Genomic DNA, 26,547 nt, shown 5'->3' with positions numbered 1-26,547 from the left:
ACAGCGCTATTATTAACCAAAATTATTACAGATAGAATGGAGAAACTAAAACTTGAAAATCAATTATTAAAACTATTTTACCCCACTTAAAATTCAGGTATTCAATAAAATAAAAAACAAAAAACCACATCAAGCCTTGTTGATGTGGTTTTTTGTTTAGCCAAAGATAGCAATGACTTTTGTCCCTATTTGCTGCTTGCTTTTAGTATAAAATCGATAATCGGACTAGGGTCTACCAGACAATGCGGATGATGGCCGACCTCGGGTTTATGGATGATCTCAATACGACCACCTGCGCGACGAATCTCCTCCGCAAATGGCAAGGTATTTTCGGCGATAGGCACCACATCGTCCTTATCGCCGACAACATGCAGCAATGGTATTTTGAAACCCGCAATGATTTTGGCTTTATCAATGGGTGCATCCGCAAATGCCCAAGCCTGTGTTTCGGTCAATCCATAGTCTTTCTTAAAAATCTCCCAATCCGGTTTACTTCCTTTTCCTGTAGTTTTGCCACCGGGCCAACTTTTAAAATCCAGTACGGGCGCATCGGCATAGATCGCATTTACCCGATCAGGATAACGTAGGCACCAATTGTAGATATAGACACCACCCCTGCTCATTCCCTCCATAGCCGATTTTTTGCTGAGCCCACCTTTCTGTAACTTTCGGTAAAATCCATCCCAGATTGTTAGCGCTTCCTCATTGCCAAAAAGCTCGGCGACATCACAGTATACCACATGGTAGCCGTGCTCGAGCAGACCAATGTCTACCTGCGGTTCGTGCCCCCAAAAGCGGGCCCGCCATACCCAGGGATGCCCTACCGCTGTCACTTTTGGACGGATAATCTTGGCCTCACGTCCCTGAAATAAAAAACTATAGCCCTCAAATTCGTGGAAATCTAAGTTTGAGGCACCCAATTTCATATTTTGGGCCAGGTTAAAATCGCCCATTCCATTTTTCCCTGAGGTGATCCCCTCGGTACTCGATTTGTGCTGCCCGATACTTGGCCCGGCGATAGTCGATAATAAGACAAATAAGCCGTACTGTAGGGTACGGCTTAGGTAAGAAATTTTATATTTCACTGCTTTTTTCATGCTTGTTTTAGGTTCCTAAAAAGTTCAATACCATTGATTTCCTAAATTTAATTAAAATTGAGCGTTATCGATCCACTCACTTGATCATTTCTTTTAAGCGGCCTATAATCCAATTCGGCATGCGAACTCAAAAAACCTTCTCTACCGGCATTAATATAATCAGCGACCAGGAGTTTATTGGCGTCGGTATGGACATCCCGCCAGGTCCGGAGATGTTGCTGCCCATTACTTAAAACATTGATTTTTCGTCCGTCGCCCGCAACTAAGCTTGCCGATCTGATATTCTGCTTGGTTGCCCTGAACAGATTTGTCCCGGCCGTGGTCTGATCTTCGGACCAGTCCCAAGTTGGTCTTTCGGAAGGTCCTGCCGAAACAGAAATCGGCCGCTGCGGATTGAAAGCCTTTGCCCTTCCTTGCAAGGCACCCAGATGCTGCTGCGGATAATAGCTCCAATAGCCCACACGATCCCAGCTAAGTTCATCCAATTCTTTTGGAATGTCAAAGACCAGTCCGATCTGTCTTGGATTGACATCCTGTAGCAATTTAAAATTATAGGTAACAGTGAAGGTACCATCATTGGAAACAGTATAGTTCAATTTCCCTTCGGCCTGGGCATAAGTGCCAGTCACTTCAATCACGACCTTATCTGCAGAAGATTCTTTCAGCAGAATGGATTGAGCTACCCAGTTTGAGCAAAGGGGATTGTAAGGCTCAAAATTCTGATCGTCACCCAACATCTGAATGCCACGACCTTCCGAGTTGAGTGGAAGCAACATCAAATTGGCCCCCGACTGGATAAGCGTTGTTCCCTTAGCATTTGACACCGTAACTTTACCGTTCGACTTATCAAAGACAAAGCTGTTTTGTTTGGTAGACACCGTAATATTAGCTGTAGATGCTTTGGTCACTAACGTAGTCTTTAGCGATTTGTGTGCCTGTAAGGCTTGAGGTTTTACGGTAAACAGATATTCATTGACCACAAAACCTAATGGCGAAATGACCTTCATATACAACTGACTATTTGGTTCGTCGATGCCATGGAGGTCGAGTTCGAAAGTACCCGTTTTACGCGGTTCGATTTGCGTCTGCGCAGTGCCCTCCCTATTACCCCATTTCCATACGATCTGACAGGCCGCTGTATTTGTAAAATTATACCTGTTTTCTAGCTCAAATTTCAGTTTCCCGTGGGCATCACGGTTTGCTACCTGGGTTATACGGACAGTGCTATAAGCCTTTTTCACATTCCAATATTCGGGTTTCTCGCGGCGCCAGCCATCCAATGGACCCCAGGTGCCATAGCCGACCACTTTATGGTCGGAAAGGAAAAACGTATCGTCTATCCCCGCCCATATCGCACCACCCAGCACTGCTTTACTGTTGTACATAGCGGTCCACATCCGATCCAAAAGCGGACCCCACATATCTCGGATGCCAGGGTCGGCAGAAAGCTCAAAGCGGTTGTAAGAATTGACATGGATATATTCATCAAAGGTAATTGGTCTTTTGAGATCCCGGTATTTATCGGGGCCTGTCGGTCCGGGATAATGGTGGTTGGTAATTTCCAGTTCACCATCATCCGCATCAGGTCCCCATTGGCTGAAAATACGTGGCCGCGTGGGATCCATCTGTTTGACCACCTGACCCGCCCGCTTAAAATACTCTTTGTATTTGAGCGATTCATTTCCGAGCGACCAGATAATCACCGAAGGATGGCTTTTATCCCGATTAACCATTTCAACATGCTGATTAACCAGCAGGGCTTCCATTTTATCGGCCGGCACATCGGTCTGATGGGCCCAGCAGAAAGGGGCTTCCACTTCGACAAACATACCCAGTTCATCGCAAGCATCCAAAAAACGCTCATCGGGCGGATAGTGTGAGGTACGGATATAATTAACATTTGCGGCACGGAATAATTCGACATCCTTTTTCCAGATATCGTCCGTCAACGACCGGCCACGGAGTGGCATCACCTCATGGCGGTTGACGCCATGCAATTTGACCGCTTTGCCATTGACCAAAAGCTGGTTACCCTCCACTTTCAATTCACGGAAACCGATTTTTCGGATCGTACGATGCAGCAACTTGTCGCCATCCATCAGTTCGGCCTGCAGGGTATACAGGTAAGGATCTTCGGACGTCCATTGCTTTGGCTGGTTGACCGGTATAGCAAATTTGAAACTTTTGCTTTCTTTGACCAACAAAGGGGCGATTGTTTGTATTTCATTTCCGATCGGTACGACCTGGGTATCTTTATTCCATAGCGTAAATTTTACGCGGAGATTTTGTTGTTTTTGATTCGACTGATTGGCTACTTCGAGTTCTGTATGCAGTATTGCATTACGAAAGGCCTCATCAAAATCAGTTGATGCATGAAAGGAAGATATATTGGTCGATGCCACTGCAAATACGAATATATCACGGCTGATTCCACCTAGATTATGGGCTGCATATTTGGATGCACTGGCCAAAGAATCCGCCAAAGTCTCGCTTCGTACCGCTATGGCGATATCATTGGCCCTATCCCAGCGGACAAGATCTGAGATATCAAATTCAAAAGGCGTAAAACCACCAAGATGATACCCCACCCGCTTTCCGTTCACATAAATCGTACTTTCGCTAAATACGCCATTGCATCTTATTTTGATACGTTTACAGCGATAGCTCTCCGGAAGCGTAAATGTACGCGCATAACCGGCCTGTTGCCCCGCTGGAACCTGCTTCCCCTGCATAATCCATTGTCCGGGGACCTGTATATTTTGCGTATTGCCACGGTTGAGGTTTGTCCAGAAGTCTGGTTTAGGGGATGCATCAAAATTCCAGCTTCCATTGAGATCAACTTTAGTCTGGATGATATCTTTGGGTAAAGCGGTCAGTGTCGGAATGCTGTAATCCTGCCCTCGCGATAGGAAGCAATTGAAGATCAAGACCAGCACGATAAATGGTAATTTCATCAGGTTAATTTTTGAAAATAAAATCATAAAAATCGAAGGTATAAGAAATACGTATCAAAAAATTAAACTATACACACCGTTTGCACAACTATTTATACCGAATCCCTCCCTTTTATACCCAATCCTTTCCCGTTTATACAGAATCCCTTCCCACATTATTTGCTATTGAAAAACGGAGGGGATTTATGACCCTAGATTTATCCTAAATTTAATTTTAATAAGACAAACAGTACTCCAACATGCGCTGATATTTCCTAAATTTAAGCTATACTTTACACCACAATCAAACACAACATGAAAACATTCGTAACACTTATTTTGGTCCTCTGTTCCTTTGCAGGTTATAGCCAGGCATCTAAAGACCTTATTGGTAAATGGCAGCTGGTCAAGATTACAAAAAACGGAGCTGAAAAATCCATTAAGGAGCAGTTCAAATCAGATCAGGTCTATCAGGTTTTTGAAGAAGACGGAAAATTTGAAGGTATTATTGCCGAAGAAAGCATTAACGGAAAATGGAAGCTTTCAAAGGACGATAAGATATTGACTGTGACAGTAAAACTGATCCCTGTCAAATTTAATTTAGAGTACATTGATGCGAGCAAACGTATCATTTATCATAAACAATTGGGCACCCTCGAATACAAAAAAGTGCAAGAATAACAGCCTAAAATAATTCCTATTGGAAGCAATGAATTTTAAAGCCCGGCATGGATCTCCATCGCCGGGCTTTTGTCTGCTTTATCCTGAGCAATCATCCATTCAGCTACAGCTGTCCGGGTATGATAGCTATTTTTTAGCGCCACAAATCAACGCATAACCCTAGTTCCAAGGTAATTGACTCAACTATTATGGCGTAAAAAAATCAAGCTCTGCTATGGCCAGTGACTGCGATTCCCCGGCAATTACTGTCGATTCTACCTTTACAAAACGTGCTTTTTTAGCATTTTTTAAGTGATAGGTGCGTGTCGAGGGATCATTAATTAAATTGCCAAACTCAAAGCTTCCTGCATCTTCCCAATGCGTGCCATCCAGGCTTACAGAAAGCTTACCTGACTGCATCATGCCTTCGGCATTTTTACGCTGTGGAGTGTAGCTGAATGCGGCAATTGAATACTCGGTTCCTAGATCGACAACCAGCTCCTGCACCGGGCCAGTTGCTTTCGATTGCCAGTATGAATCAACGCGCTCGTCAAAAGCTTCACGCCCATTCTTTCCATCTAAGGAGCTGCTTGCAGCAACTAGATTCCAGCGTTGTTTAGGAATTCCCATTTCTTTCTGTGTTATGGCACCTTTAGCGCCATCCTTGTCAATTGCGATCGCTTTAATGAGTTTACCTTTACTTTCAAATGCACCGCTGTACTTCAGAGAGGCAGCGGAAGGCGCTGTACCATCTTCGGTATAATAGATTTCAAAAGCATTATTGAGATTTTTGAGAATATCCTCATGGTGTGGTTTCCAACCAAATTCGCTTTTTGCGGGATAAATGCTGACTTTACCTTCTGTATCCCGAGCGATATCCAATTGCGGTGGTCGTGTTGGAACATAGTAGGCACCGAGACTAGCCAGCACCGGTGTTGCACGACTAGCCAACACGCGTAATCGAATGCGATCTGTTTCTTGTGCCGGGAAGCGCAAAATGCGTTTGTACCCTACATTGGTGGCTGTCGCAACCTGATGCCATTTTCCGTCTTGCCAGATGTCAAGCGCATGCTGTTCAATACGTTCACCACTGCTGTGCACCGCCTCCTGAATCACCAAGCGATTCAATTTAACTGGTTGTGGCAAAGAGACAATCAGCTCACCTGTCTCGGCAGGAAATGTCTTATTCGTTTTATCATTATTGTCCAACAAAGATTTGTCCAGATTACTTCCGGTCAGCAAATTGTTTTTATAGCCCAATTCAATACGTTCGCCTACAGCGTGTAGCACGTTTACATCTTCATCAGAGAAGCGCCCCTCTCGGTTAGGCGGAATATTTAAAAGGAATGTTGAATTACCACCAACAGCACGTTCGTAAATATCGAATACGTCGTCCGCCGATCGCACTTTTTGATACACATCATCGCGGTAAAACCAGCCCTCCCGTATAGAAGTATTGGTTTCGGCCTGCTGGTAATGGAGAAATTTTGCGCTATACAGCTTTTCCCTGCTGCCCAGATCCTCATCCGTCAGATCTTGAAAACCTTCCATCTGAACAGGATCTGCATCAAATGGGATCACATTCCATTCTGTGCTACGTGTCTTACCGGCCTCATTACCACACCAGCGAATATCTTCCTTACCGAAAATGACAGCTTTCGGCGCCAAATTTGAAATTAAATCCCGCCAGGCGGCATAGTTATATTTCTGTCCACCTTTTGTTTTTGGATGCGCGCCATCAAACCACACCTCATGGATCGGGCCATACTCTGTCAGTAATTCAAAAAGCTGATTCAGAAAATAGGCATTATAATCGTCTACTTTGTAGCGGAAAGTTCGCTTATCCTTAAAGGGCCTTCCCGACGCCTTTTCCGGTATAGTCCGCTCCGTATAAACACTTTGATTCCCATAGAGTCCTTTCTCATTTTCAATCTGATAAAGATCCGCCGGAGAAAGATAAACCCCCAATTTGAGTCCATATTTTTTACAGGATTGTGAAAGATCTCTTAAAATATCGCCCTGTCCCTGCTGAAATCCTGTCGACATTATACCGTGCTTTGTATAGCGACTTTGCCAAAGAACGAAGCCATCATGATGTTTGGCCGTAAAGATCACCTTCTTCATCCCGGCAGATTTCATCGCAGCACACCATTGGTCGGTATCGAGATCTTTTAGGTCAAATATTTTTGGATCTTCTGTTCCGCTGCCCCATTCCATTTTGGTAAATGTATTGGGACCAAAGTGAATAAATGCAATGAATTCATCCTTTAAGGCTTCATACTGCTTGTCCGTCGGTATAATATGGACTGCCTTGGCAATAATGTCTTTCTTACTATCCTTTGCTTCGATAGCGTAGGTATTTTTAAATACCAGTGCATCGGATTTCATTTGTTTCTGCGCATAGATGGGTGTAAAAAAACTACTTACACATAGCACAAACATCAATTTCCTTTTCATAATTCGTTATTTATTCTAAAAAGCTTGCTTTAAACTGGGCAAATATCTTTCGGAAACCAATAGATCAAAACAGACCAATTTCGCGAAAAATAGCGGATGTTTAATTTAAGTAAACTTTTGTTTACACACATACAGATTGGTGTAAAAATAGCATATTTTAAAAAGAGCAAAAAGAAGATTATCGACCAATCATTGCACATTATCGACTTGCTGAATACCGTCTTAGGCTTTATCCTAAAACAGTATTTTGCTATCAGAAAGATATTATAAACCCAAAACTTTCAAATACTATAGCAAAGAAACAGTCGGGCAAAATTTATAACGGATCCCTATTCAATGGCCATGGCAGTTTCAATCTCGTTGGAACGGCGCCAGTGTGCATCCTGAAATTTATACTCCATCGATTCTCTGTCGCTAAGCTCATAATTGTCCAATCGCTCTTCCAGATCAAAATAATAGATTATTCCCCCGTCATCTTTCACCAGCGCCATCTGCACCAGAGGATTCAACAATTGCTTACTTTTGAGCAGCCCCCACTTTACATCAGGTGCTGCCTTTGATTTGAGGTAATCGCCCATTACCGCAATATAATTCAGTTTATATTTTTCAAAATTCTTCCTGTCTGCTACAAAGGCATAAATCTTATCGATTTCAGCGGCTGTAACTATCTCGGATTCAATTCCAGCTGCTTGCAGGAGCTTTTTTTTCAGTACGGGGACAAAGGTATTTAAATGATCCATTTTTTCTCTGTTATTGAAATAGAAACGGTTCAGCGTGCCTTCTATGGGAAATATTTCCTTCTGGATCCAGCTTTCCATCAATACGCTATCTTTGGTTAAGATCGCTTTGCTGAATGGGTTGAGCGGCATGATAATAAAGGTCTCCTTATATTTATAGACCTGAGCATTGTTAAATGCTATCGATTTCAGGAACGATCCCCCCTCTTTTGAGGACATATCATTGGCCGTGGCCCAGTCGACCATCTTATAACTTGGCAATTGTGCAAATGATTTCATGGTCAGTAAACTGAAAATGCAGAAAAGAAGTCCAAACGCTTTCATAAAAAATAATACAATTTAAAATAGGGATTACTGAAATTTAATACTAAAAATAGTTTATTTCGAAGACTTTTATACGATCCTTTTCCGAAAATCATTGCAATGACAAAGGCCAGATCTACACGCCCCGGCCCTTAAAAAAATTGTATTATTGCCGCTATGCCTGTTGCCGTAAGGTTTTGATCACTGCTGCAAATTCTTCCTGTCCATAACCTGCAAGCTCGGCCCTTTTCAGCCAGTTTGCTGCAAACTCCGGGAACTCGGTGTTGATACCGCTTAATTTTGCTGTCGCCAGAATCCGCTCGGTCGCTTCTACTGAAATGGACAGTGGACTCTGCGAGATGCTAAAATCACCGCTAGCGATCACCTTCCCTTCATGTTTGAGAAATTCGCCCATTCCCGGAGCGATCTCCGCAATGATATTACCGTATTCCTTTACATCAAAATTCTCCGATTCGGCAATAAGTGCACCATGCAGAAAACCCGCTGCAGCACCATAGATGTACGAGAGCGTAGCGGTGTCCATGGCCGCAGCAGCCCCGATATTCTCCCCAAGGTATTTGAGATTGCCACCCAAAATCGTCAATCGAAGCAACAGTTCCTGATATTTATCGGTATTGCCAGCAAACAAGATGGTGGTATCGGGCTGCGCCATCTGTTCGGGAGCTACCTGTATGGCCCCATCGATATAGGCTGCATTTCTTTTCCGGAACCAAGTCTCGCTCAAACGCGCTTCCTGTGCGGTACCCGTGGTCAACTGCACAATGGTTTTGCCCGATAGTACATCATCATTTTCGAGCGAGGAAAAAAGCTCCTTCGATACGCTGTAATTATGGACGATCACGATACTCACAGGGCTTGCCGCAATGGTTTCGCGTACTGTTTCAGCACGTTTGGCGCCTAGCTTTACGAGCGGATCTGCTTTTGCCTGAGTCCGGTTGAATACTGTTACCTGAAAACCTTGCTGTATATAAAGCGTTGCTATTTTAATGCCCATAGGGCCCAATCCGATAATGCTGATTTGATTTTTTGATGTTTCCATGTATCTCATTGAATTTGTTTTACAAGACAAATATGGATACATCCGCGTATTGTCACAATAAGGGAAAAAGTATTCATCCAGGGAAAAATTATTCCCTACCAAAGGCTAAAATTCAGTAGATTTATTTCAAAAAAAAATAAGGTTATGTATAGCAGAAAGATTCCCGAAGACCTCGACTGTGGTATTGTGGTGACGATGAAAATACTGGGCGGAAAATGGAAAGCCTGTATCTTGGATGGTATCTATAAGGGGATAAAACGTCCGAGCGAGCTGCATCGCGCAATCGGCGATGCAAGCCCGAGGGTTATCAATATGCAGATCCGCGAACTGGAAATGATGGGTGTCATCAGCAAAAAGATTTACCCCGGGCTTCCGCTTAAGGTCGAATACAACCTGACCGAATTGGGCAACAGCATATTGCCTGTCATCGCCGTTATCGACCGATGGGGCATTGAGAACAATCATCTGATCGAAAATTTAGGCGAGCTTAGAATCCCTCTCCGATGATAAGTATTATTTAGATAACCATCCGATCCACCAAAAAACAGTTTTCCGGCTGCATAGCGGATACCCGATTCAACAGTACCTACTTTTTTTGCAGATCCGGAGTTGAGGTGACGAGAAGAAAAACCGAACGCGGAGCTGTTTTTTACATTCAGAAAACAAGCTTAACACCCTAAAAATTAAAACATTAATTATCGCCAAAAAAATAGGACAAACGTTTGCACATTCTTTTTTTTGAAAAAGCTCTGTAATTTCACATAGATTTGGTAAAACACTAAATTCCGTAAACCAATAAGTTGTTGAAAAGAAAATGCAGGCAAATGTTCTACATGCTTTATCCAATGGTGACCACGAAGTCTTCAGTGAAATATTTGAGGCTAACTGGGAGAAAGTGTTCCATTATTTTCTACGAAAAACAAAAGATATTGAAGAATCTAAAGATCTTACCCAACAGGTCTTTGTAAAATTGTGGCACTATCGAGAACAGATTTCATTTACCTATTCCTTAGATGAGCAACTTTTCAAAAAAGCGCGTCAACTCTTTATCGATTGGCTCAGAAAAGAAGCCATTAGACGTGCAGCCATTTCGAACGAGGACAATTTGGCTCAGGTAGCCGACCCCAGTACAGATAGCAATAAATTAGACCTCAAACATGACCTCAAACAGATCGTTTCGGCCCTCCCACCAAGACGAAGACTAATTTTCGAACTAAAATACATCCACGGCTATAGCTATCAGGAGATAGCCGACCAACTCCACATTTCAGTGAAAACTGTAGACAATCAACTCTCCAAGGCGAATGCACAGTTAAGAAAAAAGCTCCTCAGTGCGATCGTTTTCGCCATCAGCGTTCAAGTGATCTATGCCTCGTAATTTTTTTTTGAGGGGGATAGGGAATTTACAATTGCGGATCGTACATCACTTTAGTGAACAGCCTTTGAAGCATGGACAATTATAAACTGATCAAAAAATTTTTAGCAAACCAATGTGACTCCGAAGAAGCCCAACGCGCTATTGACCTTCTCGAAAAAGACGGCCAACTCTGCGATACCTTTCTGACAAAAGAGGAATGGGATCTCCCGGCTGAAGCCAAGCACGAAACTGCCCCGCTTAAACAGGAGATCTGGCGCAACATCCAGCATGAAACTGTCCCTGCTCAAAGGAAGATTACTGCCTGGCGCCCTTGGTTAATTGCAGCCTGTATTGCATTTATAGCTGTTATATCTGCGATTTTAATATTCCGGCTTGCAGAAAATGATCATCATCAGGGTCAACAAGTGGCCATGCTCGATCAGCGTATACTAACAAATTCAACAGATCACATTCAGAAATATAAATTCCCGGACAATAGTCTCATCAGCCTATATCCAGGAGCAACCCTTTCATTCTTTGCAAATTTTCAGCAAGAACGCTCAATTACGTTAACTGGTAAAGCCAATTTTAAAGTTGCAAAAGATGCAGCCCATCCCTTTAAGGTCATTTGTGGCACAATTTCAACCACTGCATTAGGAACCGAATTTTTGATAGATCAACAGGGGCAGAAAATCAACGTACGGTTATTTGAAGGCAAAGTCGTTATTAAAAGCATTCATAATTTGATGCCTTTACCAGACACCTATCTTAACGCAGGTGAACAATTCTGGGTTGACGCCTATACCGGAAAATTTTCAGTGCAAAGCAGCGCTAACGACGCCACCGGTTTTGGACCAGCCAAAACAACACATTTCACCGATGTAAAACCAGCCACGCTGCAATTCAGAAATCAGTCTTTAGCAGAAGTTGTAGACCAGCTATCCATACGATTTCATGCTCCAATAGACGTTGCACACAAGGATATGGCAAATAAATTCTTTACCGGCAACTTTTCTGAACAGGATCAACTGTATGATATCTTGAACCTTATTGCCCGGGCAACAAACATGAAATTGAAAAGGGACAAAAATCGTCTGTCTCTAAGCAGTATGCAGCAGGATGCTTTACAAGAAAACCCAAAAATCCTAGGTCCAGGTGCCAGTGAGGACAGTTCCAATCCTCGTACGGAAGGCTATCGCGAAAGTGTTTTTGCGCAAGTCCCATTACAGGAAGTCATCCAATCGTTGCAGCTGCTCTATCGTGTTCCTATTGATATTGTAGGCGTCAACCTGACGGACTATTACTTTACGGGAAGCGTATCTGCTAATGATTCAATAGAAGATATACTACTATACCTATGTAAAATGAACAACCTGAATCTCAAATCCGTACAGGAACGGTATCAGATCGGGCCAAATAAAAAGTAAAACCAATAATTATATAACATAAACGCATGAAAAATGGAGTAAAATTGCTTCTCTATTGGGGAGCCTATGTTTTGATCTGTCTCTTATTTATAGAAACAGGTTATGGACAGTCGCGATCATTAGTGACAGGAACCGTGGTCAATGAGGCCAATAAACCGCTGGCCGGTGTTACCGTAAACGCAGATGAAAACGGAAATCAAGCCCAACGGCAGACTACCGCAACAGATGCCAATGGTATGTTTCGGTTTACCGACCTCAAAGTCGGTATTCCCTACAACCTTTCGTTTACGTATTTAGGCTACCATCCACAGGAACTGCCCGAGTTTATCGTAAAATCAGGCGACAACAATTCGGTATTAATCCGGATAAAAATCTCCGAAGCCACCAACCTCAGTGAAGTAGTTGTAGTTGGCTATGGCACACAAAAGAAACAAAATATCACAGGTTCAATAGCCACCGTCAAGGCCGAAGATCTGACCGATGTTGCCTCGCCCAATGTCGGCAGCCTTTTGCAAGGCAAGGTTGCCGGTTTGGAAGTTTCCAACAGCAGCGGGCAACCTGGAGCCATGCCCAAGGTCAAAGTAAGGGGAATAAGTTCGATCAGTGCATCTCAAGTGCCTATATGGGTTGTTGATGGCGTCATTCAACATGATGTTCCCAACCTAAACCCGCAAGATATCGAATCAATTTCGGTCCTTAAAGATGCCGCATCCGCCGCATTATACGGATCCAGAGGAGCCAATGGTGTTATTGTTGTAACCACCAAAGCAGCCAAAGCCGGTATCACTACCGTCAATTTCTCTGGAAAAACGGGAATCTCGGTATTTAATACCGGGCAATTTAATGTCATGAACAGCCAGCAGCTCTATGATTTTTGGTCGGCCTTTCCAAATACCAAAGATATTCCAAGCTGGTTTAATAGCTCCCTTACTGGTGTCAATACCGACTGGATTGCCATGGGTACACAACATGGCGTTGTACAGGATTATAACCTATCCGTGTCTGGTGGCACCGACAAAACAAGAGTTTATGCAGCCGGAAACTATTTTCAGGAAAAAGGTACTGTAAAAGGCATGGTATACGATCGATTTACCGGCAGATTGAACCTCGACCAAAAACTGGGCGACAAAATCACCTTTAGCCCAAAGCTTTTTGCCAGTTATACGAAGACAGACAACCGTCAGCATGATATCAATGCATTATTTACCTATCTGCCCTGGGACAGACCATACGACGACAAAGGCAATGTGATCAATGCCCAAGCGGCAGGTTCGGGATGGCGAGGCCGCGATCTTTCCAATTACTATTACGACCTGCAATGGAATTATACGCAAGGAAACCGTTATAATGCCATGGTCAACCTTGATTTTAGTTATAAAATTTTGCCATTTCTGGAATTTAAATCCACCAATAATTTGACCTATCTCGTCGATAAAGGACTTATCTACACAGATCCCCAATCGATATCAGGCCTGGCCGATAATGGGCGTATCAAAAATAGCAATGCCTACCGGACCACACGATTCAGCAACCAAATGCTAACCTTCAATAAAACCTTTGGACTGCATAGCCTAAATGCCTTGGCTGCTTACGAGTACAATGACTATAAATACGACGATAATTCGGCTACAGGTATAGGCATTGTTTCGGGCATTACCGTGCTTTCTGGTGCCTCAAAAGCGTCGGGAGTAACCGGCACGGCCAATCATTATGCCTTTCAGTCTATGTTGATGAATGCCAATTATAGCTACGATGATCGATACGTCCTTCAGGCCTCATTTCGGAGAGATGGTTCATCGCGCTTCGGTTCCAATACAAAGTATGGTAATTTCTTTTCTTTTAGCGGGGCATGGAATATCCACCGCGAAGCATTTTTCGACTCATCGACAATCAACTTCCTGCGTTTAAAAGCCGCCTATGGCGGTGTCGGAAATACGCCCGAAACGCTGTATCCGCAATATGAACTATTTTCGGTCAATGCACAATACAACGGTACACCTACCGTATTCCCATCTGCTTTAGGCAATAAAAACCTCACCTGGGAAAAATCATACTCCACCAATATCGGTGTAGAGACTGGCCTTTTCGACCGATTGAACCTGACTTTAGAACTGTACCGCAAAAATACCTCAGACCTCTTGCATTTTGTACCACTACCCGATGTGTCGGGCTACAAAGGCTATTGGGACAATATCGGCCGCGTCATGAACAAAGGAGCCGAATTGACAATCGATGCGAAGCTTGTTCGCGGGGCAGCTTTCAGCTGGGACCTTGGCTTTAATTTAGGCATCAACCGCAACAAGGTGATGGAACTCTATGGCGGAAGCCGGCAGATCAATGGCAACCAGGTCATCGAAGAAGGCAACGATATCAATACCTGGTATATGCGCAAGTGGATGGGCGTCAATGCCGAAAACGGTACACCACAATGGGAAATTATAGACAATAAAACAGGCGAAAAATCATTGACCGGAAACTATGCCGCAGCATCACTACAGAAAGTTGGCCGGGCCACACCAGATTATTTCGGAGGTATCAGTACGAAGATGAACTATAACCATTTTTACCTAACCGCCAACATGGCATTTACCAAAGGAATTCAAGTCTACAATGCCGGACGCGAACTATTTGACAGTGATGGCGCCTATGCGACCTACAATCAAATGGACCTAAAATCAGGCTGGTCGCGCTGGACAGCAGACCATACAAATGCAACACATCCACAGGCACTTTTTGGTGGAAATAACCGTTCCAACGGAACTTCCTCCAGATACCTCGAAGATGGATCATACCTCCGTCTTAGAAACGTAACATTGGGCTACAAATGGACCGGAAAAATGCTCGAACGCCTTAAGGTTAAAGGAATCAACACTAATATTTCCATCGACAATATATTTACCATCACCAACTATTCGGGTATAGATCCCGAAGCAGCTGCAAGCGGTGGTACGACATCCCCCTATCCACTTCCAAAGAGAATAATGTTTGGTTTAGACATCCAATTTTAATCAAAAAATCAAAGTGTTCAATTTGTTTTCTCTATAACTAATAAAAATTTAAAGATGAAAAGAGTATTTCAATCCATAGCCATTTTACTCACGTTGGCAGCAGCGTCCTGTAATATCGACAAGAAACCCTATGATGCGCTCACACCCGAAGATATCGCAAAAAATCGTACCAGCCTTGAGGCCAACACCCAGGGAAATTATGCCACGCTTAAAACCATGGCCTTGGGCTGGCACCGTATTATGGAATTCCCGGGCGACAATGTTTCGCTCAGTGGTGTGACAACCTCCAATCTGATTTATCTATACAACTACCAACGTATACCCACAAACAGCTTTGCAGGCTCTTTCTGGCAAAACTCCTATTTTGTCATTGCATCAACCAATAGGCTGATTGAAAGTGTGAAAGAAGGCGAATCGCCAATCAGCGATCAATTGCTGGGTGAAAACTATTATTTGAGGGCTCTACTCCATTTCTCGCTTTGCAACGTATTTGGCAAGCCCTATAGCCATGGAGCCCAAAATTTAGGTATTCCGATCAAGATCGATTCCGACCCGTTTAACCATCCCACACGTGCTACCGTAGGTGAGGTCTACAAACAGGTAATCGCCGATCTGCAAAAAGGAGAAAGCCTGATGAGCACATATAAGTCCAATGCATATGCCTCCAAAGAAGCCGTATGGGCCTTATTGTCGCGAATCTATCTGTATATGGAGGACAATGAAAAAGCCATTACCTACGCCGATAAAGTCATTTCGTCCGGCCGGTACAGTTTGTTACCTACTGCAGATCTACCCAATTACCCGGTAACAAAACCCGAGAATAACAAAGAAACCATCTTTGCCATCAAATTTATACCCGATCGCGATTTGGCAGACAATGGCTGGAGCAATATCGGATCGATTTACTCGACCATCAGCGGTGTAGGCTATGGCGAAATGTACGCCTCAGACAGCTACCTTAAGTTGGTACAACGGTTTCCACAGGATGTCCGAAATAAGTTTATATCCCCACTCTATCTGAACAATAGCAAACAATGGGCCATCTATGCCAACAGTACCGGACAATATGTGAAGGTTGCCGTGCAACTTGAAAACGGAAACTATTACTATACAGACGCAAACAATCAAAAAAAGGAAGTGGAAAAAGAAGCGACTACCAGTGGATTTCCCGCCTATTTCCTTCGTTTATCCGATGGCAGCAAACAAAGTGTTCGCATCGAAGCCGAAGTTGATGTGCGCAATGGATACCCCAAGTATTTTATTGTTAAATGTTCAAGACAAGAAGGTCAGGCCCAATTATGGTCACCTATTATCTCACGTCTGGCCGAGATCTACTTAAATCGTGCCGAGGCGCATGCAAAACTCGGTCATAATGAAGCCGCTTTAAGTGACCTCAATCTAATCCGTAAACGTGCTGGAATACCTGATGCCGGATTATTTCGTTTAGACAATCTGCCCCAAGGCCAGAGTTTACTCGATGTCATCTTGGATGAACGCAGACTAGAGCTCGCCTGGGAAGGTCATCGCAAATTTGATATTTTCAGAAACAAGAAAAACTTGGATCATCATTATCCAGGTGTACATCTTTCTGGAAATAGCGCCATTGCTGAAGTTCCCTGGAATTCAAATCTAATTGTCGAATACATTCCCGAGTCGCAGATACTGATACAAAATGGCTTACAGCAAAACCCCAATTAGATATTGACTAGAATAACTCAAATAGCAAAAACATAAATCAAATGAAAAAACACAATTTAAATACAGACCGCAGAAACTTCCTAAAAGGAGGGCTTATGGTCGGTGGACTTGGGGTGTTAAATCCCCTCAGCCTATTTGCAAGTTCAAATAAAGAAAATAATGCCGCATTTGAATTGGTGGTGGGCCCCTATCTGCAGTCCGATTTTGGAAATAAAATGACCGTGCTCTGGATAACCAATAAAGACGCCGCGAGCTGGGTAGAATATGGTGTAGATGCCAATCAATTGACCGAAAAAGCATTTGAAGAAAGCTCCATGGGTTTTAAAACCGCTGGAAGGATAAACCGTGTTGTACTACACAACCTTATCCCCGGTCAAAAGTACTATTACAGAATTGTCTCCAAAGAAATCGAAGACTTTCAACCTTATAAGCTGACCTATGGTAAAGAAATAAAAGGGCAAACCGAGCAGTTTACAAACCTAGACAGTGCCCAGAAAGAGGTTTCATTTGTGATGCTTAACGATACCCACGATAGGCCAGAGAGCATTCCGCATCTCTTGGGTCTTGACAAGGGTAATCAGCGCGATTTTATTTTCTTTAACGGAGATGTTTTCAATTACCAGACCGATGAAGCTCAGATCGTTTCCAATATGTTGCAACCTGTGGTGAACCTCTTTGCCAAGAGCGTTCCGTTTGTTTACGTGAGGGGAAATCACGAAACCCGCGGCAAATTCGCGCGTGAGTTTCCACAATACTTCCATGAAGTCGGTTATGAAGCCTTTACTTTAGGACCTGCGCGTTTTGTAATTTTAGACACCGGCGAAGACAAAGAAGATGAACACCCTGTCTATGCAGGCATTGTGGACTTCGACCAATACCGCGTGCAACAGGCCGCCCTATTGGAGAAGGAAATCAATAGCCCAGCATTTAAAAAGGCTACTTTCCGTATCGTTATGATGCATATCCCCCCGCGGTATGCGGGCGATTGGCATGGCTCGGCCCATTGCCGGGATTTATTCGAGCCATTGATGAATAAAGGAAAAGTCGATCTTGTCCTGAGCGGGCATACCCACCAATATCGTGTCCATCCGCCAGCAAAAGGCTTGAATAGCTATCCGATCATTATCGGTGGCGGACCGAAAGATGGCAACCGTACCTTGACTAGAGTCCATGTAACTCAACGTCAGATACAAGTCAGCATGATTGACGATTCCGGCAAGGAGGTTGGCGCTTACACTGTTAACAAATAATAGTACCTTGAAAATCAAGAGCGCTTAACGTGTTAAGCGCTCTTGATTGATTATTGACACCAAAATGCACAAACATACCATAGCCACGTTTAATCATCAATTGCTGGGCTTTTGAAGGTTTGGTGGCCGGTAACAGTTCTTGAGCTGTACTTGAAAAACAGCCCATAACAACTAAAAGTGCCCATAGGGTATACGCTTTCATGATGCTAGATTAATTTTATAATAAATGATCAATTCGCTAAAAATAAAAGCTTCCACACACATTCAATACCTCATTTATCGCATTTATTGGATGTATATTAGCATTTGCCAATCTTACTCCTAATCGATCACCTCTGGCTGATCGATCTTATCCACCAGCTCACGCATCCAATTATTGAAATCCACCTCCGAAGGGATATCGAACTTCTTACGCAGCCTATTTTTACGGACCTGCACCGCCCGTATTGTCACAAAGGTATATTCCGAAATATTTTTTGTCGAAAAGTTGAGAAAGGCCATTGCGCAAAACTCCAATTCGGTGCTTCTAAGATTTGCGTCAATTGTTTTTAATGCTTGAATAAACTTGGGGTACAAATCGGAAAACAAGATCAAAAATTCGGGATTATTACTTTTGGCCAGGTCGACCAGGTTATTGAATTTATTCTCTCCAATCTGTTCGGTCAGCACTCTATTTGTATTCTCTGTTTCCTGTAAGGCCCCTTCTTTCTCGGCCAGGACCTTTCGGTTGTGTCTAGAGCGTCTTATAAAAAACGTAATTGCGATAACGAGCAACACGAAGGCCATGATTGAAAAGGCTACTGATTTTGAAACCTTTGTAGCAGACTCCACATCTTTTGATTTCAAGATCTGGTTGAGCACAATATCCAATACTTGTTTATTTTCGTTCTCTAGCGAATCATTGAGCTGATTATAATGAATATTATATTCGCTGGCTTTATTGGCGCCCAACTTGTAGTATTGATAATACTCCGCTAGAAACTTGTATTGGTTTCGCATGGCATTTCTATCGCCAACTGCCTGCATGTTGGCCAGGCTTTTATAAAAATAGGGCAATGCTTCTCTAATATTCCCCTTCTCTTGTTCCAAATTGCCCAAAAAGGTGAATGTATTGAAATATATGGGAATTTTATTCTGCTCAATCAATGCCAGCGACTTTTCGAGGTAAAATTTTGCTTTTACAAAATCCCCTTTCTTGGTATACAATGTCCCAAGATCATCATAAACGCCTAAACTGATCATCGCTGAATCCTTTCCATGAAATTTGGGCAATAGATCCAATTGAAATCGGCTATATTTCAATACAGAATCCGGCTGCCCCAGCCAATCATATGCTGTACTTAAATTCCCGTATGCATGCAAATATGATTTTGATTGTATTTCACCCTTCAAGCTACCGGTAGATGCTATTTGGAGATGAAATTCTCGAATCGCTTGGCGCAATAACCTTAGTCCCAAATACACCCGTCCTTTTAAGCGATGCGTTTCGGATTGTAAGGAATTCTCTTTCTTGTAATAATCTGTCGTTTGAATCTGTTGGAGGTGGTTAAATGCCTCCTTAAACAATCCAATATTCGAAAGTGCGTCTGCTGCCCAAAAATGAGCTTTTGCTTTCCCTTCATCATAGCCATATTCAAGGGCCAAATCAAGAGCTTTCATAGCTGATTCCAGTTGGGGAGCCATTTTTGCTGCCACATGAAGCTCTTTGGTTTGGTTTAAGATGGAATCAATCTCTTTTTCTTTGCTACCATTGGCGATTGTTTTCAGTGCAAATAACAATAAAATCAAAGAGAGAATTCGTTTTTTCATGGGATAGATTGTCTATTAAGATTTTTTTTTCATAAGTATCATCTGAGCCCAACTAAAGCCAGCATGACAGGTTATGCAAACATAAGAATTTTGACAGAAAGGTCTTTCTGCAGGAGACAAAAAAGACTAGTCTCACGACTAGTCTTTGATTTTACGAAACAACAAATTTTAAGTATGATCTAAAATTAAGTGTTATTTAGAATAATTCCAAATAAATTTTAAATAAATATGATACCCTACTTTTTAACGCATCGGATCTGTACCGCTTCAGTACTGCTCGCAACTCTCCATCCAATACCATAACCAATATCTTTTGCTGCTCCGGTCATGTGCAGTGTTTTGTAGCCTCCCGCTGTTGCTGTCACCAGATAAGCCCCTTCACTGCCGATCACCCTGCCAATATTATCGTTCGGGTAATAACCACGGTACGCAAAAAACAGATATTTATCGCGTTCAGATACAGGGAAATTGACCGGTTCATCGGTTTTTACGCCAAAGAACATACCGCGCGTAGTCGCTGAGGTACCGTTATAATAATCAACATACCTTGCTGGATTCCAGACAGCCACAAGATTGGGATTATCCTGTCCCTTTCCGGCCTGCTGTTTAGGAGCTGTGCGGTCTATGAGTGTCTGCACTTCCACCTCTGTTGGCAGTCGCCATGTTCCGGCAGGCAATACCAAAGCACAAGGATCGCCATTACCACCATTGGTGCCATCGGCATGTTGATTGGTTCCATCCAATCGTTTTGGCAATAAACGGTCTGGAAACCAATAATCGCCCTGACTATTCACTTCGCTTCCAAAACTGTATACCCCAGTAGACGGATTACGTTCAAGGTTACCACCTGACCAGATTTCATTACCGATATTAAACGTCGGAAGTTTCTTAGGACCCAGATTTAATTCCAGTGTATACTGTACGCCCTGTTTCAACGATAAGCCCGTTAATTCTACATTTCCCGCGATACTGTTGATGGTAACAGGATCCAGTCTAACTTTTCCTACTGTTGTGGTTCCAACGGCTATCATGGTGGGGTTGCTTGTCCACACCTGTGCACTGGCCAGGGTCGGAAAAGTTAACGATTTAGTGCTGGAAGCACCGGCGAAAGTAACCACACCGCTGACCTCATCAAAGGTGTAATTCGCAAAATTCGGTTCTATTGTTCCGCCGCCAATGGCCGATATTGTACGGCCACTACCCGCATCAAATTTGACGGTCACCTGCGTGAGCTTATGTTTAAGCACAATATCCAGGACATTGCTCCCCGAGGTTATCGTCTGATTTATTTCTTGCCATAAGGGGTCTTTGTCGGCACCTGTTGCGCTCGGATTTCCATAGGAAGACACGATAAATTTATAGGCGCCGGGCTCAAGCTCAAACTTATTGCTTGCGCCGCCCGTACAGTTTACCGTTGTAAGCAGTGTCGAATTTCCCTGTTTGTATACCCGTACAGTATAATCGCCATTAAAAGCGGTGATGGCACCGACGCCCGTTGCGGCCTTTGCCGAAGCGCGCAGTCCTGAGGCAGACAAATCGCTGACTTCGCTCAGGGTCGCCCGCACAACCAGATCATCGTTAAAAGGAACTGAAAAACTTTGTACTGAACTTGCCGCCGCCGTATTTGACGTGGAGGCCTTTGCAACTGTACTGCTGCCATCATCAAGGCCAATACCATTCATTTTTAAAGTAATAGATGCCTTGTCTGCTGCCGTATTATCTTCTTTGCCTTTCTGACAAGAAGTAACCAATAGGAACCCGATAACAGAAAAACACAGGAGTGTTTTCATAGAATACTTTTTCATAGCTAGATCATTTACGTGTTAGTCCCAATAATTGTTGTCTACGCTATGGGATTGCGTATCCGTTTCTTCCCATTGCTGTTTGGTTGCTGGATTGACAGAGCCCGCGGCTATACCATGTTCCAATTCAATTTTCCAGACGCTGAGGCGAGGTGCCACATAATCCGCACGACCTTTGTCGTTGGCCAATTTTTCTTTGTTAGTTTTCATTTTCTATTTTTTTTGAATGTTCCAAGCAATTTGAAATTTTACTATTGAGATGATTCGAAAAAAAAGGACACAAAGCACTAATAATTAAGAAATTAAATACGGCAAATACTCTTTTCAATTCAGTAGATACCCTAAAGTAGAGATTATTTGGAGACGGCGGTGGGTGTTGAGGTCAGCTTTCTTTTTTCTGTAGCGAAGCAACTACAAAACAGCTCAAAATAAACACTTTAGCACCTTACCCCAGTGAAATTGAAGTTAAACTGACAGGGTAAGCGGCATTCGGTTGCCCCTAAAATAGATAGGTCTCTGCTTTGTAAGCAGAGACCTATGCTGAAGTTCCGAAGGAGAACCCCTATTTTATCTATATTCCCGATTACAATCGGTAAGAAACCGTCGCCACAAAGTTTCTGCGCTGCTGTGGATTCACAGACCAGTAGCCGATGTAATACTGTTTGTTGTTTATGTTATTGAGGTTGAAATTGACCCTGAATTTGTTAAACGAGTAGTATATGCTGCCATTTAAAAGCGCATAGCTCGGGAGCTCAAATACACCGGTTACGCTATTGTCGATGACCTTGTATTTGCCAGCATAGTTACCACCAAGACCAAAGCCCAGATTTTTGAGTTTACCCTGCTGAATCTGGTACGATCCCCAGAGATTTCCCAGTGTACTCGGTCCTTGTCCTCCCGGAGCACGTCCTTTTTCGTTGTAGAAATCATTTCCGTTTCCGGCAATGATGGCAATATGGTTGTAACTGAATCCAGCTTTGACCGAAAAACCGGCGTATGGTATTGCTTCGACATCAAAATCAAATCCCTTACTCTCGACCTTTCCACCCTGTATGGAACCTGTGGGTGTGCTGTACACCCGATTGGCAACCCTAATATCATACAGGGCCAATGTTGTCCACAATCTATCCTTGATCAGGCTCGCCTTGGTGCCGAGCTCCCATTGGTTGGCCCGCTCCGGCCTGAAGGATTGTACCCCGGTCTTGACATTATTGGCATCGTATACGATACTTGGCGCAACATTGTAGAATGCATTCATGTAATTGGCAAAGAGCGAAACACGATCTTTTACTACCTGGTAAACCAAGCCCAATTTGGGCGAAAGTGCCCATTGGCTATAATTGTCGTCCGCATTGGAAACCTCCCCTTTTGAATCAAAGTAATCGGCACGCAAACTCGCCATCAGCGAAAGGCGGTCGGTCAGATCCAATAAGTCTGAGGCATATACACTGAACGAACTGTTTTTGATATGCGAAGGATCGCCAGCTTCGGTATTTGCCAGCAGCTGGTCGATCGCCTGACTGGTGAGCGGAACCGGCGTCAGCTCCTTGCCGTCGCCATCCAGTGGCCCCTTGATCAGTCCCTGCGGATTTACCCGCCTTCCCAGTCCCCAGCCCGAACCATGGTCCTTCACATCGCGGGCAAAATAGTCGACCCCGACCAAGAGCCTATTTCTCAGACCGGCCAGCTTAAAGTCGCCGTTAAAATTCTGCTGTATATCAAAGGTTCGGGTCTTCTGGTTTTCATTGTGAAAGTACTGATCAAAATAACTACCGCCAGGTTGATTTCCCCAGATATAGCTGTAGATCCCATCAGACTTCACATTGCCCATGGAGACCACAGTCTGTGAATTCCATTGCTCATTGATCTTGTACAGCACCTCGCCCTGTACATTGGACCGTGGATTTTTAATGGCCAGATCGTTGCTTGTAAAGGAAAGTTTGGGGTTGAGGTTGAGTTCGGCAATATTTTTAAAGGTCAGCGGAGCCACACGGTCAGAATGGAAGAAAACCGGTGCTACAGCCCGTTTCATATCGAGCAGCTCGGCCATCAGGTTGACCGTTAGCCTGTCATTGACCTTATAGGTCAGTGAAGGCGCAAAGTAGAACGAGTTTTTAAAACCCGCATCCTGAAAACTATGCTCGCGGTGGAAGGCCGAATTGATCCGGAGTGCTATCGTCTTATTTTTATTTAGCGGTGAGTTGAGATCTAAGGTTGCACGATGCAGGTCGTTGCTACCATAGTTGTAGGCCACTTCACCGCCGAAATCAAAATAAGGTTTTTTGGTGATGGTATTGATCACACCGCCATAACCGTAAAAACTAGCGCCAAAAAGCGTTCCCGAAGGCCCTTTAAGCACCTGTATTTCCTCTACACCGGCCGGATCCAGGATACCGCTCGACAAACCCGGAAGCCCGTTGACCAGGTTGCTTTGCGCCTCAAAGCCTCGCAGCGAAAAATAAGCACCACCATCGCCGCCCCGTCCTGTCGATTCCCAGGTACGGCTTATACCCGATACATTGCGCAGCAAAGCATCGTCAAAATTGGTAATGGCCTGCTGTTTCATTACTTCATGAGAGACTGTGCTGTACACCTGTGGGTTTTCGAGATTGCTCAGCGGCATTTTGGCGACAGAGCTTACCGTACGGTTGGATTTGAATGCAGATACGAGTACCTCCTGCAACTGCGCATAGTTTTCATTGAGGACAAAATCAAGCACGGTTGGCTTATTGCCTTCAACGGTTACTGTTTTTTCAATTGAGTTTAAACCCGTAAAACTGGTGACGAGCTGATAGCTGCCCGGTTTTAGGCGTTCAAATTTGTAGTGACCATTTTTATCTGTCTGTGTCTGTCTGTTCGTTCCCTTAATGGTTAGGTTGACAGATTCCGCTGGATTGCCATCCAAAGTCGTAATCTTTCCAAAGATACTGGATGTCTGTGCATTGGCGACACCGGTAAGCGATAACATCGCTACAGCAATATGTATAGATTTCATTCCATAAAAAATTTATGGAGCCGAATATAGGCTAATTTTAGATCTAACTGAAATTAATTAGACTAATTATAAATAATAATTTACTTAACTGCTAACCTGTAGGTTAAATAATACGATGCTCAACTCGCTTTACTGGCCTATTGATTGGCTATCGGAAAATTCCACGCTTAATCCACTATCCCAAGAAACGGCAACAAAAAGCATTTTTGCATGAAATAATTAACCATATAGGTATAAATTATTTTTAGCATACCGTAATGGTATATCACAGGATTTCGTCCCGCCAACTATGGCTCGATCGGTCGAGGTTCAAAAAGGTCAGCCCTTGTGGACCAACCTTTAGCACATATGATCAACTAAAGTTCTTTTTGAACCAATTACTGTAGGAATCTTTTTACAAACCACCTCAGTTTCCAGCATCCAAAAAGCAGTACTGCTATGAATCCGGTTAGCCAGAGCTGCGGGATGGATAAAGTGCTGCGACGATCTGATTTTGACTTTTGTACCGTTTTCCAGCTGATATTCTTTACCCGGCAATCCTGCCCAACACAAAATTTTTCAAACGAAGCCCTATAGCGGTTGTTCTTTTTAAAAAAGTATATATGGCACATTTAGAAGTAAAACCGAGAAACGGAGCCCCCTGGTGGCTATGGCTGCTGCTTTCACTTATCGCGCTGGGCTTGGTCCTGTATTTTATAAACCGTTACAACAGTGACGCTAGGTTAGATAAACCCACTCCCGATACAAGCATTAACACAACAGCGCCGCAAAGAGATACCCTTTAGACCTCCGTTACATATAAGAATTGATCACCAAAAAAAATTGAAGACATGGCATTAGAAGAAAAAAAATATAATCATTTAATTGAACTCGGTGGAAGCGAGTACGAAATTGTCGACGGCGAACCTGATATCCGGGGCTGGAAAGTAAAGAATGAGGCCGGTCAACTGCTCGGCAAGGTAGATGATCTGCTCTTTGACCCTGAAAGCCAACAGGTCCGTTACATTATAATCGATCTCCATGACTCCGAATTTGTTATTGACGAAGATAAGAAAGTATTGGCCCCCATTGGACTGGCGTCGCTTTACGATGGCACACAGATTCAGGCCAGCAATGAGGAAGCTTACGCCACTCCGCCTGTCGAACCGATCGACCATAGCGTGATCCTAACTATAGACGAAATCCCAACAGAGGAACCCGCAACGGATTATCTGTATAATCCCGCCGATGATGGCGAAGTTGTGGTCATAGCTGTCAGTGAAGATCAGTTAATCCGCTTACCTGCTTACCGACCAGATGAAGTCGATCCGCAAACTGAGCTATCCGTCCGTCATGTGTTTGAAGGTACCGGCGACGTTGGCTTTATCGTGAGCGACATCAGCTATCACCCGACTGAGTTCTATGATCATTATCACTTTAGTGAAGATACGTTCTACAGCGGCGGGAAAAAGACGGAAAGTCTTCCTACAGATCAGAGGCAGCGCACCCGTAGAGTGGCTGCCCGATATGAGCAAGGTACCGGACATGAGCCGGGTACGCTTGACAATAACAGTGAACTATAGGACAATCAGGTATAACTATTACATCAGGTATAGATAACAGCACTTATCTATACCTGATGTCTATTTATAGCTGTTTTATCGCGCCGTATTTCCTGAATTGACTCGTTAAAATACCCAAACCGCCAGTATTTTATAACCTATCTCACAAAATAACTACTGAAATCCCTTTAACGTCCTATAAACTGCATTAAAATTGCAGGATTTGTAGAAAATCAATACAAATCGGTTATGAAAGCAACATATAAAAACATCCACGCAAAGAATAGACAAACCATCAGGAGATATTATGAAAAATATAGCTGGTATAAACTTGACCGGGAAGAGCTGACACAGGAATTACTTATTCGCGGCGGTTTTCTAGCAATTCTTACCTGGCTGCTGTGGTAAGCTAA

Annotated in this window: 20 protein-coding genes; 10 read left to right on the top strand and 10 right to left on the bottom strand. The window is 43.5% G+C overall.

Annotation, left to right across the window (positions count from 1 at the left end):
- Positions 1-185 precede the first annotated feature (185 nt).
- A complete protein-coding gene (locus tag A9970_RS23025; RefSeq protein ID WP_259655457.1) occupies positions 186-1,097 on the bottom strand; it encodes a S9 family peptidase in 912 nt (303 codons plus the stop codon).
- A 47-nt stretch (positions 1,098-1,144) separates the two neighbouring features.
- On the bottom strand, positions 1,145-4,051 hold the full coding sequence (locus tag A9970_RS23020; protein WP_220801681.1) for a glycoside hydrolase family 2 TIM barrel-domain containing protein: 2,907 nt from the start codon (positions 4,049-4,051) through the stop codon (positions 1,145-1,147).
- Between the two features lie 294 nt (positions 4,052-4,345).
- On the opposite strand from A9970_RS23020, the gene A9970_RS23015 reads away from it, so the two are divergent.
- Positions 4,346-4,711 carry a lipocalin family protein gene (locus A9970_RS23015; RefSeq protein ID WP_182983886.1) on the top strand — a complete coding sequence of 122 codons (366 nt, stop codon included), beginning with the start codon at positions 4,346-4,348 and terminating at the stop codon, positions 4,709-4,711.
- A 186-nt stretch (positions 4,712-4,897) separates the two neighbouring features.
- Here the strand turns inward: A9970_RS23015 and A9970_RS23010 are convergent, their stop codons facing one another.
- The 3 genes from A9970_RS23010 to A9970_RS23000 all read right to left on the bottom strand — a co-directional run bounded on the left by A9970_RS23010 (position 4,898) and on the right by A9970_RS23000 (position 9,247).
- Positions 4,898-7,147: an alpha-L-fucosidase gene (locus A9970_RS23010; RefSeq protein WP_182983885.1), complete on the bottom strand. Its 2,250-nt coding sequence runs from the start codon at positions 7,145-7,147 to the stop codon at positions 4,898-4,900.
- A gap of 329 nt (positions 7,148-7,476) precedes the next feature.
- Positions 7,477-8,163, bottom strand: a complete 687-nt coding sequence (locus A9970_RS23005) for a hypothetical protein (RefSeq protein WP_182983884.1) — start codon at positions 8,161-8,163, stop codon at positions 7,477-7,479.
- Between the two features lie 199 nt (positions 8,164-8,362).
- Positions 8,363-9,247 (bottom strand): NAD(P)-dependent oxidoreductase, encoded by an 885-nt coding sequence (locus A9970_RS23000; protein WP_182983883.1) that lies wholly within the window; start codon positions 9,245-9,247, stop codon positions 8,363-8,365.
- Positions 9,248-9,391: 144 nt separating this feature from the next.
- On the opposite strand from A9970_RS23000, the gene A9970_RS22995 reads away from it, so the two are divergent.
- From A9970_RS22995 to A9970_RS22970, 6 genes are all read left to right on the top strand, one after another.
- The gene (locus tag A9970_RS22995; RefSeq protein WP_182983882.1) at positions 9,392-9,754 is read left to right on the top strand and encodes a helix-turn-helix domain-containing protein; all 363 of its coding nucleotides are present in this window, start codon (positions 9,392-9,394) and stop codon (positions 9,752-9,754) included.
- Between the two features lie 307 nt (positions 9,755-10,061).
- A complete protein-coding gene (locus tag A9970_RS22990) occupies positions 10,062-10,625 on the top strand; it encodes an RNA polymerase sigma factor (protein ID WP_182983881.1) in 564 nt (187 codons plus the stop codon).
- A 71-nt stretch (positions 10,626-10,696) separates the two neighbouring features.
- The gene (locus A9970_RS22985; RefSeq protein ID WP_182983880.1) at positions 10,697-12,031 is read left to right on the top strand and encodes a FecR family protein; all 1,335 of its coding nucleotides are present in this window, start codon (positions 10,697-10,699) and stop codon (positions 12,029-12,031) included.
- Positions 12,032-12,057: 26 nt separating this feature from the next.
- Complete coding sequence (locus A9970_RS22980) at positions 12,058-15,039, top strand: SusC/RagA family TonB-linked outer membrane protein (RefSeq protein ID WP_182983879.1); 2,982 nt, start codon at positions 12,058-12,060, stop codon at positions 15,037-15,039.
- Between the two features lie 54 nt (positions 15,040-15,093).
- Complete coding sequence (locus tag A9970_RS22975; protein WP_182983878.1) at positions 15,094-16,737, top strand: RagB/SusD family nutrient uptake outer membrane protein; 1,644 nt, start codon at positions 15,094-15,096, stop codon at positions 16,735-16,737.
- Positions 16,738-16,778: 41 nt separating this feature from the next.
- Positions 16,779-17,987, top strand: a complete 1,209-nt coding sequence (locus A9970_RS22970) for an FN3 domain-containing metallophosphoesterase family protein (RefSeq protein WP_182983877.1) — start codon at positions 16,779-16,781, stop codon at positions 17,985-17,987.
- Here the strand turns inward: A9970_RS22970 and A9970_RS22965 are convergent.
- From A9970_RS22965 to A9970_RS22945, 5 genes are all read right to left on the bottom strand, one after another.
- Positions 17,977-18,189, bottom strand: coding sequence for a hypothetical protein (locus A9970_RS22965; protein WP_182983876.1), 213 nt, complete (start codon positions 18,187-18,189; stop codon positions 17,977-17,979). The two genes, A9970_RS22970 and A9970_RS22965, sit on opposite strands and share 11 nt — an antisense overlap.
- Positions 18,190-18,308: 119 nt before the next feature.
- Positions 18,309-19,796, bottom strand: a complete 1,488-nt coding sequence (locus tag A9970_RS22960; RefSeq protein WP_182983875.1) for a tetratricopeptide repeat protein — start codon at positions 19,794-19,796, stop codon at positions 18,309-18,311.
- A gap of 236 nt (positions 19,797-20,032) precedes the next feature.
- Positions 20,033-21,586: a hypothetical protein gene (locus A9970_RS22955; RefSeq protein ID WP_182983874.1), complete on the bottom strand. Its 1,554-nt coding sequence runs from the start codon at positions 21,584-21,586 to the stop codon at positions 20,033-20,035.
- A gap of 33 nt (positions 21,587-21,619) precedes the next feature.
- Positions 21,620-21,808, bottom strand: a complete 189-nt coding sequence (locus A9970_RS22950; protein ID WP_182983873.1) for a hypothetical protein — start codon at positions 21,806-21,808, stop codon at positions 21,620-21,622.
- Between the two features lie 373 nt (positions 21,809-22,181).
- Positions 22,182-24,593, bottom strand: coding sequence for a TonB-dependent receptor (locus A9970_RS22945; RefSeq protein WP_182983872.1), 2,412 nt, complete (start codon positions 24,591-24,593; stop codon positions 22,182-22,184).
- Positions 24,594-25,195: 602 nt separating this feature from the next.
- On the opposite strand from A9970_RS22945, the gene A9970_RS22940 reads away from it, so the two are divergent.
- The 3 genes from A9970_RS22940 (at position 25,196) to A9970_RS22930 (ending at position 26,542) form a co-directional block, all read left to right on the top strand.
- Positions 25,196-25,378 (top strand): hypothetical protein, encoded by a 183-nt coding sequence (locus tag A9970_RS22940; protein WP_153847832.1) that lies wholly within the window; start codon positions 25,196-25,198, stop codon positions 25,376-25,378.
- 45 nt (positions 25,379-25,423) lie between these two features.
- Positions 25,424-26,155 (top strand): PRC-barrel domain-containing protein, encoded by a 732-nt coding sequence (locus A9970_RS22935; protein WP_182983871.1) that lies wholly within the window; start codon positions 25,424-25,426, stop codon positions 26,153-26,155.
- A 228-nt stretch (positions 26,156-26,383) separates the two neighbouring features.
- Entirely contained in the window at positions 26,384-26,542 is a 159-nt protein-coding gene (locus A9970_RS22930) for a hypothetical protein (RefSeq protein ID WP_182983870.1), read from the top strand.
- Positions 26,543-26,547 lie beyond the last annotated feature (5 nt).

Origin of the sequence: Sphingobacterium sp. UME9 (assembly GCF_014170215.1) — a bacterium.
In the GTDB taxonomy this organism is placed as follows: domain Bacteria; phylum Bacteroidota; class Bacteroidia; order Sphingobacteriales; family Sphingobacteriaceae; genus Sphingobacterium; species Sphingobacterium paramultivorum.
Note: the sequence above shows the minus strand (reverse complement) of the source record. Positions and strands in the feature narration are given on the sequence as shown.

Coding starts and splice junctions, on each gene's coding strand:
- A9970_RS23025 (WP_259655457.1), bottom strand. CDS start 1,097: ATGAAAAAAGCAGTGAAATATAAAATTTCTTACCTAAGCCGTACCCTA.
- A9970_RS23020 (WP_220801681.1), bottom strand. CDS start 4,051: ATGAAATTACCATTTATCGTGCTGGTCTTGATCTTCAATTGCTTCCTA.
- A9970_RS23015 (WP_182983886.1), top strand. CDS start 4,346: ATGAAAACATTCGTAACACTTATTTTGGTCCTCTGTTCCTTTGCAGGT.
- A9970_RS23010 (WP_182983885.1), bottom strand. CDS start 7,147: ATGAAAAGGAAATTGATGTTTGTGCTATGTGTAAGTAGTTTTTTTACA.
- A9970_RS23005 (WP_182983884.1), bottom strand. CDS start 8,163: ATGAAATCATTTGCACAATTGCCAAGTTATAAGATGGTCGACTGGGCC.
- A9970_RS23000 (WP_182983883.1), bottom strand. CDS start 9,247: ATGGAAACATCAAAAAATCAAATCAGCATTATCGGATTGGGCCCTATG.
- A9970_RS22995 (WP_182983882.1), top strand. CDS start 9,392: ATGTATAGCAGAAAGATTCCCGAAGACCTCGACTGTGGTATTGTGGTG.
- A9970_RS22990 (WP_182983881.1), top strand. CDS start 10,062: ATGCAGGCAAATGTTCTACATGCTTTATCCAATGGTGACCACGAAGTC.
- A9970_RS22985 (WP_182983880.1), top strand. CDS start 10,697: ATGGACAATTATAAACTGATCAAAAAATTTTTAGCAAACCAATGTGAC.
- A9970_RS22980 (WP_182983879.1), top strand. CDS start 12,058: ATGAAAAATGGAGTAAAATTGCTTCTCTATTGGGGAGCCTATGTTTTG.
- A9970_RS22975 (WP_182983878.1), top strand. CDS start 15,094: ATGAAAAGAGTATTTCAATCCATAGCCATTTTACTCACGTTGGCAGCA.
- A9970_RS22970 (WP_182983877.1), top strand. CDS start 16,779: ATGAAAAAACACAATTTAAATACAGACCGCAGAAACTTCCTAAAAGGA.
- A9970_RS22965 (WP_182983876.1), bottom strand. CDS start 18,189: ATGAAAGCGTATACCCTATGGGCACTTTTAGTTGTTATGGGCTGTTTT.
- A9970_RS22960 (WP_182983875.1), bottom strand. CDS start 19,796: ATGAAAAAACGAATTCTCTCTTTGATTTTATTGTTATTTGCACTGAAA.
- A9970_RS22955 (WP_182983874.1), bottom strand. CDS start 21,586: ATGAAAACACTCCTGTGTTTTTCTGTTATCGGGTTCCTATTGGTTACT.
- A9970_RS22950 (WP_182983873.1), bottom strand. CDS start 21,808: ATGAAAACTAACAAAGAAAAATTGGCCAACGACAAAGGTCGTGCGGAT.
- A9970_RS22945 (WP_182983872.1), bottom strand. CDS start 24,593: ATGAAATCTATACATATTGCTGTAGCGATGTTATCGCTTACCGGTGTC.
- A9970_RS22940 (WP_153847832.1), top strand. CDS start 25,196: ATGGCACATTTAGAAGTAAAACCGAGAAACGGAGCCCCCTGGTGGCTA.
- A9970_RS22935 (WP_182983871.1), top strand. CDS start 25,424: ATGGCATTAGAAGAAAAAAAATATAATCATTTAATTGAACTCGGTGGA.
- A9970_RS22930 (WP_182983870.1), top strand. CDS start 26,384: ATGAAAGCAACATATAAAAACATCCACGCAAAGAATAGACAAACCATC.